General features: G+C 48.3%; 17 protein-coding genes. 14 read left to right on the forward strand and 3 right to left on the reverse strand.

The genetic code is table 11. The annotated features are described in order from the left end of the window. Nucleotides 1–118 precede the first annotated feature (118 nt). From D8Y20_RS02375 to D8Y20_RS02385, 3 genes are read left to right on the forward strand one after another with little or no spacing between them, the layout of a single operon-like run. On the forward strand, nt 119–1,834 hold the full coding sequence (locus D8Y20_RS02375) for a peptidylprolyl isomerase (protein ID WP_121541428.1): 1,716 nt from the start codon (nt 119–121) through the stop codon (nt 1,832–1,834). A 10-nt stretch (nt 1,835–1,844) separates the two neighbouring features. After that, nucleotides 1,845–2,885 (forward strand): 4-hydroxythreonine-4-phosphate dehydrogenase PdxA, encoded by a 1,041-nt coding sequence (gene pdxA / locus D8Y20_RS02380; RefSeq protein WP_121541429.1) that lies wholly within the window; start codon nt 1,845–1,847, stop codon nt 2,883–2,885. 28 nt (nt 2,886–2,913) lie between these two features. Beyond that, nucleotides 2,914–3,486: a YqgE/AlgH family protein gene (locus tag D8Y20_RS02385; protein WP_121541430.1), complete on the forward strand. Its 573-nt coding sequence runs from the start codon at nt 2,914–2,916 to the stop codon at nt 3,484–3,486. Between the two features lie 45 nt (nt 3,487–3,531). Here the strand turns inward: D8Y20_RS02385 and ung are convergent, their stop codons facing one another. From ung to tpiA, 3 genes are all read right to left on the reverse strand, one after another. Further along, entirely contained in the window at nt 3,532–4,278 is a 747-nt protein-coding gene (ung, locus tag D8Y20_RS02390) for a uracil-DNA glycosylase (protein ID WP_121541476.1), read from the reverse strand. Between the two features lie 297 nt (nt 4,279–4,575). Continuing rightward, nucleotides 4,576–4,947, reverse strand: a complete 372-nt coding sequence (secG, locus tag D8Y20_RS02395) for a preprotein translocase subunit SecG (RefSeq protein ID WP_121541431.1) — start codon at nt 4,945–4,947, stop codon at nt 4,576–4,578. Nucleotides 4,948–4,961: 14 nt separating this feature from the next. Continuing rightward, a complete protein-coding gene (tpiA, locus tag D8Y20_RS02400; RefSeq protein ID WP_121541432.1) occupies nt 4,962–5,711 on the reverse strand; it encodes a triose-phosphate isomerase in 750 nt (249 codons plus the stop codon). A gap of 373 nt (nt 5,712–6,084) precedes the next feature. Here tpiA and rpmE point away from each other — a divergent pair, with 373 nt between their 5' ends. The 11 genes from rpmE to D8Y20_RS02455 all read left to right on the forward strand — a co-directional run bounded on the left by rpmE (nt 6,085) and on the right by D8Y20_RS02455 (nt 14,280). Beyond that, complete coding sequence (rpmE, locus tag D8Y20_RS02405) at nt 6,085–6,297, forward strand: 50S ribosomal protein L31 (protein WP_121541477.1); 213 nt, start codon at nt 6,085–6,087, stop codon at nt 6,295–6,297. Between the two features lie 15 nt (nt 6,298–6,312). After that, nucleotides 6,313–6,621 (forward strand): 50S ribosomal protein L21, encoded by a 309-nt coding sequence (gene rplU, locus D8Y20_RS02410; protein ID WP_121541433.1) that lies wholly within the window; start codon nt 6,313–6,315, stop codon nt 6,619–6,621. Nucleotides 6,622–6,624: 3 nt separating this feature from the next. Beyond that, nucleotides 6,625–6,873 (forward strand): 50S ribosomal protein L27, encoded by a 249-nt coding sequence (rpmA, locus tag D8Y20_RS02415; RefSeq protein WP_121541434.1) that lies wholly within the window; start codon nt 6,625–6,627, stop codon nt 6,871–6,873. A 214-nt stretch (nt 6,874–7,087) separates the two neighbouring features. Further along, the gene (gene obgE / locus D8Y20_RS02420) at nt 7,088–8,119 is read left to right on the forward strand and encodes a GTPase ObgE (RefSeq protein WP_121541435.1); all 1,032 of its coding nucleotides are present in this window, start codon (nt 7,088–7,090) and stop codon (nt 8,117–8,119) included. Between the two features lie 8 nt (nt 8,120–8,127). After that, a complete protein-coding gene (proB, locus tag D8Y20_RS02425) occupies nt 8,128–9,303 on the forward strand; it encodes a glutamate 5-kinase (RefSeq protein WP_121541436.1) in 1,176 nt (391 codons plus the stop codon). Next, the gene (locus D8Y20_RS02430; protein WP_121541437.1) at nt 9,300–10,562 is read left to right on the forward strand and encodes a glutamate-5-semialdehyde dehydrogenase; all 1,263 of its coding nucleotides are present in this window, start codon (nt 9,300–9,302) and stop codon (nt 10,560–10,562) included. Before proB ends, D8Y20_RS02430 begins: the two co-directional genes overlap by 4 nt. A 58-nt stretch (nt 10,563–10,620) precedes the next feature. Then, the gene (locus D8Y20_RS02435) at nt 10,621–11,595 is read left to right on the forward strand and encodes a hypothetical protein (protein ID WP_121541438.1); all 975 of its coding nucleotides are present in this window, start codon (nt 10,621–10,623) and stop codon (nt 11,593–11,595) included. Between the two features lie 17 nt (nt 11,596–11,612). Further along, nucleotides 11,613–12,284, forward strand: a complete 672-nt coding sequence (locus D8Y20_RS02440) for a nicotinate-nicotinamide nucleotide adenylyltransferase (RefSeq protein ID WP_236075196.1) — start codon at nt 11,613–11,615, stop codon at nt 12,282–12,284. A 12-nt stretch (nt 12,285–12,296) separates the two neighbouring features. After that, nucleotides 12,297–12,665 carry a ribosome silencing factor gene (rsfS, locus tag D8Y20_RS02445; protein WP_121541439.1) on the forward strand — a complete coding sequence of 123 codons (369 nt, stop codon included), beginning with the start codon at nt 12,297–12,299 and terminating at the stop codon, nt 12,663–12,665. Beyond that, the gene (locus tag D8Y20_RS02450) at nt 12,662–13,111 is read left to right on the forward strand and encodes a 23S rRNA (pseudouridine(1915)-N(3))-methyltransferase RlmH (protein ID WP_121541440.1); all 450 of its coding nucleotides are present in this window, start codon (nt 12,662–12,664) and stop codon (nt 13,109–13,111) included. Before rsfS ends, D8Y20_RS02450 begins: the two co-directional genes overlap by 4 nt. Beyond that, on the forward strand, nt 13,108–14,280 hold the full coding sequence (locus tag D8Y20_RS02455; RefSeq protein WP_121541441.1) for a murein hydrolase activator EnvC: 1,173 nt from the start codon (nt 13,108–13,110) through the stop codon (nt 14,278–14,280). The genes D8Y20_RS02450 and D8Y20_RS02455 overlap by 4 nt, the downstream gene beginning before the upstream one ends. Nucleotides 14,281–14,303 lie beyond the last annotated feature (23 nt).

The raw sequence follows: 14,303 nt of genomic DNA on the forward strand, positions 1-14,303 counted from the left end.
ATAGCGATGTTAAAAAAATATCATCGGGTTTGAGATGTCGTATTATTTGCGAACAGTTCGTAAAATTTGAGATAGCCACAGCCTCTTAACGAGGTTTGATATTTTTCTGGAGGCTTGAATGCACTTCCCTTTTTTGTTGGTCAGTTTGTTGTTGCTGGCTTTGCCTGTGCGAGCAGAAACCATTGATGCAATAGCTGCTGTTGCCAATAATAATGTCATCACCTGCTTTGAAATAGAACAGGATACGCAGGAGATGCTAGTTCGACTGCGTCAGTCCGGGGCGGCAAACCTGCCAACTGCCGCGCAGTTAAATCGTCGTTCTTTGGATGCTCGCGTGGTTAAACTCCTGCAATTGGTGGAAGCAAAAAAACTGGAGCTCTCTGTTAGTCCGGAAGAGTTGTCCAATGCGATTCAAGATGTTGAAAGCAAGAACGGTATGATGCCTGGTCAGCTGAAAGAGGTGCTGGCACAACAGGGCTCCAATTTTGAAGACTTTCAAGAGAATATGCATGATCAAATACTGGTCAGTAAATTGATAAATGTTGCAGTGCGCAGCAAATTGCAGATTTCCGAAGAGGCAATCTCAGAATATTACAGGAAATACCTTGCTGTCCCTAAAGCGCGCCGCGAGGTGCAGATGGCACAAATTTTTCTAGCTCTTCCTGCTGAACCAACGCCTCAATTGCTTGCGGATGTGCGTAATAAAGCGCGCAATATTCACCAGCAGCTTATCGAAGGAAAAGATTTTACGCAGTTGGTGGCCATCTATTCAGAATCACCGGACCGTCAGCAGCAGGGCGTGATGGGATGGTTTATGGAGGGCGGCATTAGTCAGCGATTCGCGCCGGCTTTGGATTTACCTGTTGGCGGTATTACCAATCCGATTCGCTCGCCTTCTGGTTTTCATATTATCAAAGCCACAAGTGAACGTTGGAAAGAGCCGGAGACACTCGGTGAAAGTCATGATGAAGTGCATGCGCGCCATATCTTGTTGCAAATTCCATCCTCTGCAGATGAGGCTACCCGCAAGAAAATTTTCCAGCGTGCAGAAGCTATCTCTGAAGATATGCAAGGTGCCACGGATGAAGCGTTTGTGACGCGTGCCAAAGAAGCTTCACAGGGCCCTAGTGCTAGCAATGGTGGCGATTTGGGTTGGTTTACAAAAGGTGCCATGTTGCCGGTTTTTGAAAAGGCGGCATTTGCAATGCAAGCTGGTGAAACGAGCGCGGTAGTCGAATCTAAATTCGGCCTACATATTATTCGTGTAGTCGCTAAACGTCATATCGATCCTAACTCACTGGAAGTGAGCCATGATAAAATACAGCAGATTCTGAGTAATGTGGCATTGCAGGATCAGTTGCCACGCTGGATTGCTAGCCTGAGAGCCGATGCGGATATCAGTTATCGTACCTGTCCAGGGGTAAGTGTTGAGCTGCCAGTCATTGAGGTTGGTGAAGAAGATGCGGCTCAGATGATCGCAAGGCTTGATACTGAATTGAAAAGTGCTTTGGATGTATGGCGCAAGGCATGGGCAAAAAAAGATTTTGCCACTTATTTTGCGGCCTATTCACCACTGTTTAAACCAGGAAAGGCATTTGCTGATATTGACGCATGGAAAGCATCTCGCCGTGACTTGATTGGAAACAAACAACATATTCAAGTGGATATTCAAGATCTCAAAATCACCCACCTTGAAGGAAATCATGCACGTCTTGAATTTACCCAGCGTTATCAGGCAGATGGTTTTAGCAGAAGCGATTTTAAATTGATCTTGATGGAATATACTGACTCCCGTTGGCGCATTATACGGGAAATGACAGCCGTTCAGAAATAAGGGGGCTGTAATGACCGTAATTGTTATCACCGCAGGTGAGCCTGCGGGAATTGGACCGGATTGTATTCTGCGCGCCTATGCCGATTGTCCTGAAGATTTTAAAGCCAGCGTGATTGCAGCGCCTGCACGCTGGTTGCAGCAGCGTGCAGATCAGATGCACATGATCGTTCCCATCCGAGAATATTGTCAGCTGGCGGATGCTGCAGAGGCTGTCTCATTAGCTGCGGAAGAAGCCTTGTATTGTTGGAATCCGATAGCTGGGGCCGGTGCTGCTGTCGTTGCAGGAACGCCTTCCGAACAGACCGCATCTGAAGTGGTGGGATGTATTGAAGCTGCTGCTAAGGCCTGCCTTGCCAATGAGGCTGCGGCGCTGGTAACCGGGCCGATAGAAAAAGCAGTGCTGCGACGCACGGGTTTTAATTTTCCAGGCCATACTGAATTTCTAGATTATTTGGCTATGGCATCTGAGGCGGCGACTGATAAAAAAAGCAATTTTGTGATGATGCTGGCATCCGAGCATGTGCGGGTCGCATTGTTAACCACGCATATGGCGATTCGTGATGTGCCTGATGCTTTGAGCATAGAAGAGACATTGAAATGTTTGCGAATTGTTGATCAGGATCTGCGTAATCAATTTGGCATTAAGGAGCCGCGTCTGGCTCTGTGTGGTTTGAATCCCCATGCTGGTGAGCAAGGTCATTTCGGACGAGAAGAGATCGATATTTTAGCTCCTGCTGCGATGCAAGCACAGTCAGATGGCATTGATGTGGTTGGTCCATTACCTGCGGACACCATTTTTTCTGCATCGGTCAGACAGCATTATGATGCTATCGTTTGCTGCTATCATGATCAGGGACTGATTCCATTGAAGGCATTGAGTTTTGGTGAAGCTGTTAATGTGACCTTGGGTTTACCATTTATTCGCACCAGTGTTGACCATGGTACCGCACTTGACCGGGTTGGGGCTGACGACGTATCGTGTTCGAGTCTGCAGGCTGCTATGGCTATGGCGCGTCAGATGTGTGAGGCCAGTGTAAGGCTTTCCAGATAAGAACAGTTCATTGGTAAAGGAGGTGTCTGTGCAGCTTAATCAACTCGTCGGGTCACTATTGCTCGCTTCGCCTTCCTTGCTCGACCCCCGCTTTAAAGACGCTGTTGTGTTGGTGTGTCATCACGATGCGGACGGTTGCATGGGGCTGATCATTAATCGGCCACGCTCGATTAGTGTTTCTGATGTACTTATAGATTTGGAGATAGAGCTGGATTCAAGTCGAAATGTACATGATGAATCAGTGCAACGGGTCTTTGATGGTGGCCCTGTTGATGATTTTCGAGGTTTTGTCTTGCACGATGGGTGGAATGTTTACGAATCGACCATGCAGGTTACACCTGAATTGCATTTGACTTCATCACGCGATGTTTTGGAATCCTTAGGGCAAGGGGATGGACCTGAGCATTTTTTACTGCTGCTCGGTTATGCGGGTTGGGAGGCGGGGCAACTGGAAACAGAGCTGATGAATAACGATTGGCTTATTGCACCGGCGAGTAATCAGATTGTATTTCAAGAGCCGCCAGAAGCACGCTGGGATTTTGGTGCGCGCTGCATGGGAATTGAACGTGCTCGTTTATCCGATCAAATTGGTCACGCCTGATTATTCACAGTTTCATTGCTGAACAACTAAATCGTATCTTTTCAATCAGTTATACGATGATTTAATGGTTGCTTTAGAGAATTCAAATCCTATTTGGTGCTGTTCTTGTTTTTCTGATAACTGCCAGTTTACTGCTGTTCGGTCGTGAGTCTGTAACCATTGGTTGGCTTGAGAAAAGTGCTCTGAGCCTAGAAAACCGCGATGGGCTGACAGAGGCGACGGATGGCTGGTTTGCAGCACATAGTGACGATTCTGGTCAATCATATCCCCCTTATCCTGGGCATATTTCCCCCATAATAGGAAAACGATGTGTTCCCGATGCTCGTTCAAGGCAGAGATAATGGCATCTGTGAACGGCTCCCATCCCTGTTTTTGATGTGAGCCTGCTTTGCCTGCTTCAACAGTCAGTACAGCATTGAGTAGCAGTACACCCTGATTGGCCCATTCCAACAGGCAACCATGCGCAGGTGCGCTGAAGTCGATTTGTGGATCTCTTGCCAGTTCTTTGTAGATATTACGTAACGATGGCGGGATTTTCTGTCCATGTGGCACGGAGAAGCTAAGCCCATGCGCCTGGCCGGGCCCGTGATAAGGGTCTTGCCCGAGGATAACCACTTTTACATCGTTAAAATTTGTATGTTCTAGTGCGGCATACCAGTTCTGTTGTTCAGGGTAGATGGTTTTGCTCTGTTGTGATTCTAAAAAATCATTTAAGGCCTGCATATACGGTTTGTCCAATTCAGCTGCCAGGTAAGGAGCCCATGATGCAGGTATATCTTGAGAGTGGTTCATGGGCATGATCATAACCGCGCCAGGTGAAAATGTGAGGTGCTTTCTTTGTCTGGTTGTGTGCGTTGAGACTGCGGAAGCTAAGAGAGATAAAATATCTAGCGCGAAAGAGTCGTGCAGCATGTGGTTACGGCTTGTTTGAAAAGAGCAGTTGTCCTAACGTAAAACAGGGAAGCAACGTGAGTTGCTTCCCTGTTTATTGTTGGATGAAGCTTGTGTGTTAACCAGTGTGCGTGCGTACATCGCATGCTGTAACTCACCACTTCAGTTGTGCTGGTGCTCGGTTCAGGCGAATGTACGTTATTCTGCGCCGGGAAGACCGTCGGTAACAGGAGCATCACTTTTTAATAGAGCAGGGTTGAAGCCAACAGGTGCTTCTGTGTTGGCTGGTTGCTCAACAGGAACTTGATTGGTGACAGTACGATCAACAAGCGAACCGGTCTGTTGCTGGGAGAAAAATGCCAGTGTCAGACTGGTTACCATGAAGGTAGCCGCCAGGCCGCCTGTCAATTTGCCCAGGAATGAGCCGGAACCACGGCTACCAAACAGAGTTTGTGCGCCGCCGCCGCCAAATGAAGCGCCCATGTCGGCACCCTGGCCGCGCTGAACAAGCACGACGCCAATCAGCGTCAGTGCTACCAGCACGTGTACAATAATTAATACTGTGGTCATCTTTTAAACTCTCCTTAACTCACTGCTTTTACAGTGGCGTTGACAATATCCATGAATGAATCGGCTTTCAGGCTTGCTCCGCCAACGAGTGCGCCTTCAACGCCGGGGCAACTCATAAGCTCTTCAGCATTGCCCGGGTTGACGCTGCCGCCGTAGAGAACGCGGCAATCGTGTCCAAGGCGTTGTAATTCCTGATGTACAAATGCATGTGTTTCGGTTACTTGTTCAGTAGATGCGGTTTTTCCTGTGCCGATTGCCCATACCGGTTCGTATGCAACAGTAAGCGGTGCGCCTTTTGGAGCACCTTTAAGGATGGCCAGCTGTTCAGCCAGAATAATATTGGTGACACCGTTTTCTCGTTGTTCCAAAGTTTCGCCGATACAAAGAATGGGTTCCAAGCCGTGTAACCATGAAGCATTCATCTTGGAACGAATTTTGGCATTGCTTTCGCCGATAATGCTGCGGCGCTCAGAATGGCCAAGGATGACATAGTGGCAGCCAGCATCACGTAGCATGAGTGGGCAAATTGAGCCTGTGAAAGCACCCTTGTCTTCATTATATACGTTCTGTGCTCCTAACATGATACCCATGGAGGCTAGGCGATCAGACATGGAGTGAAGCAGTGTAAATGGCGGCATCAAGGCAATTTCAACATGATCAGGAGAAGGGTTTTGTCCAAAGGCGTCCATGAAATCTTTCGCTTCTTGCAGTGCTCCGTTCATTTTCCAATTGCCTGCAATCAAATGACGCGTTTCGTTGCTCATGTTCAGTCTCCAAGAAGTAGTTTTTAAATAACGGCCTAAAAAGGGTCGCGGATTCTAGGAATAATACCTTATAAGGCAAGAAGCAATCGCCAGGGATCAACGAATATGAAAATATTGAACACATAAGCATGAAAATGATGTAGTGTGCGCAACTTCCTGAAAGAAGGGTGATGCAGTCATATAAGTATAGTGTTGGTGATGTGTGTCGCTCATTAGAATTAAAAAGGTCATGAACGCGGTTGAAAAAAGCCCATTTTTTTCACTCTCTACATGTTTTTTTTAGCTTGGAATAATAAAAGTGCTATTTAGCGCTTGCTTAATCACTTCGGCGGCGCTAGAAATCGCGCCCCTTTAAAAGCACGGAGAAATGACGTTGAAAGCTGACATCCATCCAGAATATATCGCATCCAAGGTAACTTGTTCTTGCGGAAATACATTTGAAACTCGCTCGACTACAGGTGACATTCGTGTCGAAATCTGTTCAGCCTGCCACCCTTTTTACACTGGCAAGCAGAAGATTGTCGATACTGAAGGCCGCGTTGAGCGTTTCTACAAGAAATACGGCAAACCTGCGAAAGCAGCGTAAGCACGGAGACTTATTATGTACGCTGTAATTAAAACAGGTGGCAAACAGTATCGTGTGCAGGAAGGTGATGTCCTGCGCGTTGAGAAACTGGATGCCGAAAATGGCAAAGAAGTAACATTTGACGATGTTCTTATGGTTGGCGAAGGCTCATCCATGAAGACCGGTGGCGATGTCGCTAGCGCAACTGTTACTGGTGTAATCACCGAGAGCGGACGCGGTCAGAAGATCGTGGTATTCAAAAAACGCCGTCGTAAAAACTATCGTTTGACCCAGGGTCATCGTCAGAGTTTCACCTCTGTACGTATCGATAGCATCAAGGAGTAAACCATGGCACATAAGAAAGCAGGTGGTTCCAGTCGTAACGGACGCGATTCCAATTCCAAGCGCTTAGGCGTGAAAAAATATGGCGGTGAAGTAGTTATTGCCGGTAATATCATTGTGCGTCAGCGCGGTACCAAAATCCGCCCGGGTGCTAATATTGGCTGTGGTCGTGACCACACACTGTTTGCCTTGACTGATGGCAGAGTTGAATTTTATAAAAGTGCTGGCCGTACAACTGTTCGTATTACCGAATAAACATTCAGGGCTTTAAGTTATTTAAAAGGGTGCGCTAGTCGCACCCTTTTTTTTTTGTAAAAAATATTTACTACGAAGAGACAGAGGTACAAAGAAGGGCGAAAAAACAGTTTGGTGATTGTTGCCGGTCCGGGATGATGTTGTGGATATCTGTTTTATTTTTCTTTGTGTCTTTGTATCTTTGTGGTTCGGGCTATTTATGGTGTAATACAGCATGCGTTTTATTGATGAAGTGAAAATTGAAGTTCGAGCAGGTAATGGTGGCAGTGGCTGCACCTCGTTTCGACGTGAGAAGTATATCCCTAAGGGTGGGCCTGATGGTGGTGATGGTGGTCGTGGTGGCCATGTTGAGTTTGTTGCATCAGGCAATAAAAACACCTTGCAAGAGCTTTACCTGCGCAAGCGATTAATTGCCAAAAATGGACAGGGTGGCATGGGTTCTGATTGCCATGGCAAATATGGTGAAGATATCATCATGGAAGTGCCCATTGGTACGATGGTGCGTGACGAAGATGGCAATCTGCTAGCTGATCTGTCTGAAGAGGGTGAGTCCTATATCTTGGCTCGCGGTGGTGAAGGTGGTTTGGGTAATGCGCGTTTTGCGACCAGTACCAACCGTGCGCCGCGTTATTCACAATCCGGTACAGAAGGTGAGCAGGGTATTCGTCACCTCGAATTGAAGTTGATGGCCGATGTTGGTTTGCTTGGCCTACCGAATGCAGGCAAGTCCACTTTGCTAGCCCGTATCTCGAATGCGCGTCCCAAAATAGCTGATTATCCTTTTACAACAATCAAACCAAAGCTGGGTCAGGTGTTTATGGATGATGGCGATGGTTTTGTAGTGGCCGATATTCCAGGCTTGATTGAGGGGGCGCATGAAGGGCGTGGTTTGGGAACACGTTTTTTGCGGCATATCGAGCGCACCGCCGTCCTGTTGCATCTGGTAGATGCCTGTTGTGAAGACGGTAAATGTGTAAAGGATCAAATCAACGAGATTGAGGCGGAGCTGAAGGGGTATGGCAGAGCGCTGTGGGATAAGCCACGCGTGCTGGTACTTAATAAAGCCGACGCATTGTTGGATGATGAGAAAGAAGAAGCCTTAGCTGCTGCGCGTGAGAAAGGTCTGCCGGTATTTGTTATCTCTGCAGTGAGTGGTGAAGGCGTAAAAATGTTGTTGCACAGAATTTATGACCGGGTGTTGGAGATGCGTCAGTTGGCAAAAGAAGCAGGTAAACAAGAGGTATAATAACTACAATGATTCAATCCAGAGAAGATCTAAGTCTCGCTCGCCGCGTAGTGGTGAAGATCGGTAGTTCACTATTGGCCGATGCTGACACCGGCATTCGTCTGGATGTCATCGATCATCTGGTCGATGAAGTGGCAGCTTTGATGGCTGCCGGTGTGCAGGTGGCGATCGTGACATCGGGTTCAGTGGCGTTGGGTCGGGTGCGATTAAACTGGCTTGATCGTGAATTGGCAGTGCATGAAAAGCAGGCTGCGGCAGCCATTGGTCAGCCTGAGTTGATGAATGCATACAGCAAGGCATTTGAGCGCCATGGTTTGAGTGTGGCTCAGATGCTGTTGACTAAAGATGATATGAGGAATCGCCGTCGCTATCTGAATACTTCAAATACCAGCGAAACCCTGTTTTCTGCCGGTGTTGTCCCGATCGTAAATGAAAATGATACCGTGGTAGTGGCTGAGATTAAATTTGGTGATAATGATTCGCTCGGCGCCTTGGTGGGGCTGGTGGTTGAGGCTGATCTGATGGTCATGTTGACGGATGTGTCAGGCCTGTATGATAAGAACCCAGCCAAGCATGCGGATGCACAGCGCATTGGTGTTATTGAGCATCTGAGCGAAGAGCATGTGGCCATGGCTGGTGATGCGGGCTCAAGCTTTGGTACCGGCGGCATGGCGAGTAAGCTTGTCGCAGCCAGAGTCTCAACCCGTGGCGGTGTGGGGGCTGCTATTATCAGTGGTAAAGAGGCTGGAGGTTTGAGTCGACTGTTGGCTGGTGAGGATGAGGGGACACTATTCCTGTGCGGTGAAGATCGTCAGAGCAAACGTAAACACTGGATTACTGAAGTGCTGCGTGCGGACGGGCAGATCTATGTAGATGCCGGTGCTGCCAATGCGTTGTTGAATGAGGGTAGTAGTCTATTGCCCGTAGGTATTACTGCGGTGAATGGTGTGTTTGATAAAGGTGATTGTGTTGAGATCATTGGAGCGGGTGGTGTGATTGCCAAAGGTTTATGTAATTACACTGCCGAGGAGATGCGCCTGATTATGGGGCATAGCAGTGACGAAATTGAGTCGATTCTAGGATTCCATGACTTTTCATCGGTGATGCATCGCGATAATTTGGTGATTACCGTAGATATGGAAGATATAGCAAGTTCAGCAGCAGTAGTGGAGAGTAGAGTATGACAGATGCAGTAACAATCATGACAGCGCTCGGTAAACATGCCAAAGCAGCAGCCAAGCGCATGCGGGTGGCAGATACATGTGCTAAGAATGATGCGTTGGTAATGGCAGCTGCCGTGCTGCGCCGGGATATGCCGGAGATTCTGGCAGCCAATGCAATGGATATGCAGGCTGCTGATGAAAACAACCTGGATGCTGCATTGAAGGATCGTTTGTTGCTCAATGGTGAACGCGTTGATGCGATGGCTGAAGGTTTGGAGCAAGTTGCGGCACTGCCTGATCCGGTCGGTGCGATTGATAATATGCGGTTCCGCCCATCTGGTATTCAGGTGGGGCATATGCGTGTGCCGCTTGGTGTGATTGGGATTATTTACGAATCGCGTCCGAATGTAACTGCTGATGCTGCGGCATTGTGTTTGAAATCAGGTAATGCAGCGATTCTGCGCGGTGGTTCAGAAGCGATCCATTCCAATCGCGCAATTGCAGCCTGTTTGCGGCGAGCGCTGGTGGATTCCGGGTTGCCGCAAAATGCTGTGCAACTGGTGGATTCTACCGATCGAGCCTTGGTTGGAGCGCTACTGAAGAGCGAAGACTATGTCGATGTAATTATTCCTCGTGGTGGTAAATCGCTTATTCAGCGTGTGTCGGCTGAATCGCGTGTGCCGGTAATCAAGCATCTTGATGGTATCTGTCATGTCTATATTGATAAAGATGCAGATGCGGAGATGGCACTGAATATTGCAGTGAATGCAAAAACACACCGATATGGTGTATGCAACGCTATGGAAACATTGTTGATTCATCAGAATTCGGCATCCGTATTGCCAGCGATTGTGCAGGCGATGTTGGCTAAGGGTGTGGAAGTGCGTGGTTGTGAGAAAACACAAGCGTTGACCCAGGGGCTGGATGTGCGTCTGGCGACAGAGGAAGACTGGGCCACTGAATATCTGTCTCCGATCTTGTCTGTGCGCGTGGTGGATGATTTTGATCAGGCGGTGGATCACATCGCCTCATTTAGTTCTGGCCATACAGAAAGCATTGTGACCGAAAATTATGCTGCTGGTCAGCGTTTTTTACGGGAAGTAGATTCATCGTCGGTGATGGTGAATGCCAGCACCCGTTTCGCCGATGGTTTTGAATATGGTTTAGGCGCTGAAATTGGTATTTCAACAGACAGATTGCATGTGCGTGGCCCGGTTGGCCTGGAAGGACTGACCACACAAAAATGGATTGTGCTTGGCAGTGGGCAGATTCGTAAATAGTGGACTGCCTTGCACATATAAGCTGGTTGGGATTTATCCATTGCCTTGAGGAGGATATATGCAAAAAATAGAGCGTAGCCGGACGATGCTGAAGCGCATTGTCATGGTTGCTGTTGTGGCGATGGTGTTGGCTTATCTGTTTTCAGATACGCTGATGATGATATATTTTTCAAATCAGCAAACATCTGTTGGTTATGTTCTCAATGCGATGATTCTGGTGCTGTTTCTCTTTGGCATGTTTCGTACCGTGGCGATCCTCAATAGCTACCGTCAGGAAGAAGAGGCATTCAGTCAATTTCAATCCAATAAGGAGTTTGGTCTTAATCACCTGCTTGATGGAGTGAGTCCGACTTCGATTATCGCCAACAGGGTTCAGGTGATGCATGAGATGTGTGCGAAAAAGGCATCCATTCCACATCAGGCGATTGCATCGGCATTATTGGCTGAAGAGAGCACCCGCACCACTACACTACGTTTTCTACATAACATCCTGATTTTATGCGGTGTGCTGGGGACTATTATTTCTCTCTCTATAGCACTTTTGGGTGCGGGGGATATGTTGGGAGATGTTTCCGGTGGAGGTATGGGGCTGGTGATTCACGGTATGTCCACAGCACTTTCTACCACGATGAGTGCCATTCTCTGTTATCTGGTGTTGGCGTATTTTCTTGCTGCTATTCAGAGTATTCAGACACGGTTCTTAGGTCGGATTGAAGATGCAACCTCCACCTTTTTGCTGCCTGTTTATCAATTCAAAGAAGAGTCTGTCTCTCAGCATACGGCTGATGTGTTGGCTCAGGCGCAACAGTTATTAATGACAATTAATGAAAAAATAAGCCTGCTGAACTTTTCAGAGATGCAAGACGGGTTACAGCAGGAACGTATGCATGCCAATCAGCTGCATCAACAGGCCATGGCGCAAATGCAGCTGCATCATGACGCGTCGATGGCACAGGCGCAGCAAGAGCATGAGGCGTTCAAGGCGCAGTTGGCAGAGCTCACTGCGATTATGAAGGCTGGGTTTAGATTATAGGTATTGAAGCGAATCCAGTGAGCCGTGTGATCTCTGCCAAGCAAATCGGTTTGTTTGGCGGTTCATTTGATCCTCCGCATCTGGGCCATATGGCCTTGGTGGAGGCCGGTCTGGCTATGGGATTGGATGAAGTTTGGGTGATTCCGGCTTTGCCCGTGCATCGGATACTTTCAGGCTGTGCCGATGGTGCAGTGCGTTTAACCTGGTTGCAGCAGATGTTTGAACACGATAGTCGGGTAAGGGTGCTTGATTGGGAGGTTTGCCAATCTGAGTCAACACCGATGGTGGATACCTTGCGCCGATTTAAGGCTCTATATCCGGCCATAGTGCCCTGGCTAATGTTGGGTTCTGATGCCTGGCGAGGACTGGAGTCATGGCGTGAGTACCCAGCGCATCAAGGCTTGTGTAATGTGGCCGTTTTTGCGCGCAAGCATACAGCGCTAAACAAGGCAGAGGGTATGACAACAGCCCACCCTGGTTGGCGGGGAGTGGCTTTGGAGTGTTGGTCGGATTGCACTATGGCAGGTCACTGGTGTGATGTGCAGGTGTCATTGCCGGATATTTCGGCAACGATGATTCGTGAACAGGCATATTTAGGGCTGTCTTTAACTGATTTAGTGCCTAAAGTGCTGCAGTCTGAGATTAAAAGACGATATTTGAATAAAGAGTCTGCAATAGAGAGCGTATAAAGGATGACAGAGATGGCAACACAGTTAACAGAGAAAGATGAGAAATTCGAGACTATGACCGAAGCATTGGTTGAGGCGCTGGAAGATATCAAAGCACAGGATGTGTTGGTCATTGATGTGCGTGGTCGTTGCGACTTTGCAGATCGCTTTATTCTTGCCAGTGGTCGTAGTGATCGCCAGCTAAAAGCAATGGCGAAGTCGGTCAGTGTGGTTGCACATGAGTATGAAATGCCGGCTAAAATTGAAGGCTTGGAAGCTGCCGAATGGTTGCTGGTGGATTTAGGTGACATCATCGTTCATCTGTTCTTACAGGAAGCACGTGAGAGTTTTCAGCTGGAGCGTTTGTGGTCTGCGCCACGTGGAGATGCTGAAAAATCGTGAGGTTACGTTTGCTGGTGGTAGGGCGTGGCTCGAAGGAGCTGTCTGATTTTGAGGCGCGTTTTTTGGAACGTCTCAAGCCTTTTGCAAGCTGTCAGGTGATCGAGTTGCCGGAAGGACGCGGTAAGCAGGTCTCGCAACGCAAGCAGGAAGAGGCTAAACATATTCTTCAGCAGGCACGCAAAGGTTTTGTTCTATTTGATGAACGTGGAGCCATGCATGGCAGTGTCAAATGGGCAGAATATTTGGGTCGCTTGCATGGCGATGCACAATTGGATTTTGTTATTGGTGGTGCCGATGGGCTCGCCGATAGTGTGCGTGCTGAGGCAGGTGCCTGTTGGAGTCTGTCAAAATTAACATTGCCGCATCAACTGGTTCGGGCCGTTGTGCTCGAACAGCTATATCGGGCATTCACAATCATTCAGGGCCACCCTTACCACCGCGTATGAATATAAAACCTTTTATCTTTTTGCTGCTTGTCACGGCATGGTCAGGGACGTTGCTGGTGGCTCCTGTTTGGCTTGAGCCTGCATGGGCTGCGACGGATACACATTCAAAAATCAAAAAGATTAAACAGGAACGACAACGCCTGGCTAAGGTGAAAAAGAAGCTGGAAGCGCAGCTCGGAAGTGTCGGGCGGGAATTGCGCGAACTTGATTCAGGCTTGATTAAGGCGCGTAAGGAGAGTCGAGAAGCGCATGCAAATGTGTTGGCGACAGATAAAAAGCTGGTCGAACTCAAGCGCAAAGCCAAGGAACTGGATGTGCGCATTCGATCATTAAAACAAGCCATGCTTGATCAGGCCGTGGCAGCCTGGCAACGCAGTTCGCATAGCTCAGCCTGGCTGGGGGTTCTAACCGGCGTACCAGTCAGTGACATTCCTCATCGTCGTTTTTTATTGCATGAGGTGATTCGATCCGAAGAGAATAATCGGCGTATTTATAAAGAATCCATTGAGGAAATGGCTCAGGTTACTATAGATTTGAATATTCAACGCCAGCAGTTGGAGGCGTTTCGACTGGAAAAGCGCAAGACTGCAATAGAGTTGAGCGCCCAGGTGAAAGCCAAACGCAAGGTTATTGACAGGGTACGCAAGCGTGTGAAATCCAAGAATCAGAAAGATAAGCGTTTAGCGCGTGAAGAACGTGCGCTGATGAAACTGCTGGAAAATATGAGTAAGAATATGTTGGCGATTGATCAGCAGCAGGCAGAACAACTCAACATTCGTAAGCGTAAAGGGCGGCTGAAGTGGCCGGTTCGTGGTCGTATTATGGCTAGTTTTCGCTCTCGCCCTAAAGCGAGTATGCCGCGACTGCAAGGGATCCAGATGAGGCCCAATACAGGCGTGAAGGAAGTGCATGCGATGGCGGCCGGGCAAGTACGTTATGCAGACTGGTTTGGCGGCTATGGTTTGATGACGATTGTGGATTATGGCGAAGGTGTGCTGGGTGTGTATGCCCATAATGACACACTCTACAAGCAGTTGGGCGATTGGGTGGATGAAGGTGAAATAATTGCTGATGTCGGTAGTACCGGTTGGGTGAAGCGCGTTACTCTTTATTTTGAAGTCAGGGATAAAGGTAAAGCGGTTAATCCGAAACGCTGGTGTCGTCGTTAAAGCACTGGCAGCGTGCAGCATAA

It is taken from the genome of Mariprofundus sp. EBB-1, from assembly GCF_003665155.1.
Lineage (GTDB): Bacteria > Pseudomonadota > Zetaproteobacteria > Mariprofundales > Mariprofundaceae > Mariprofundus.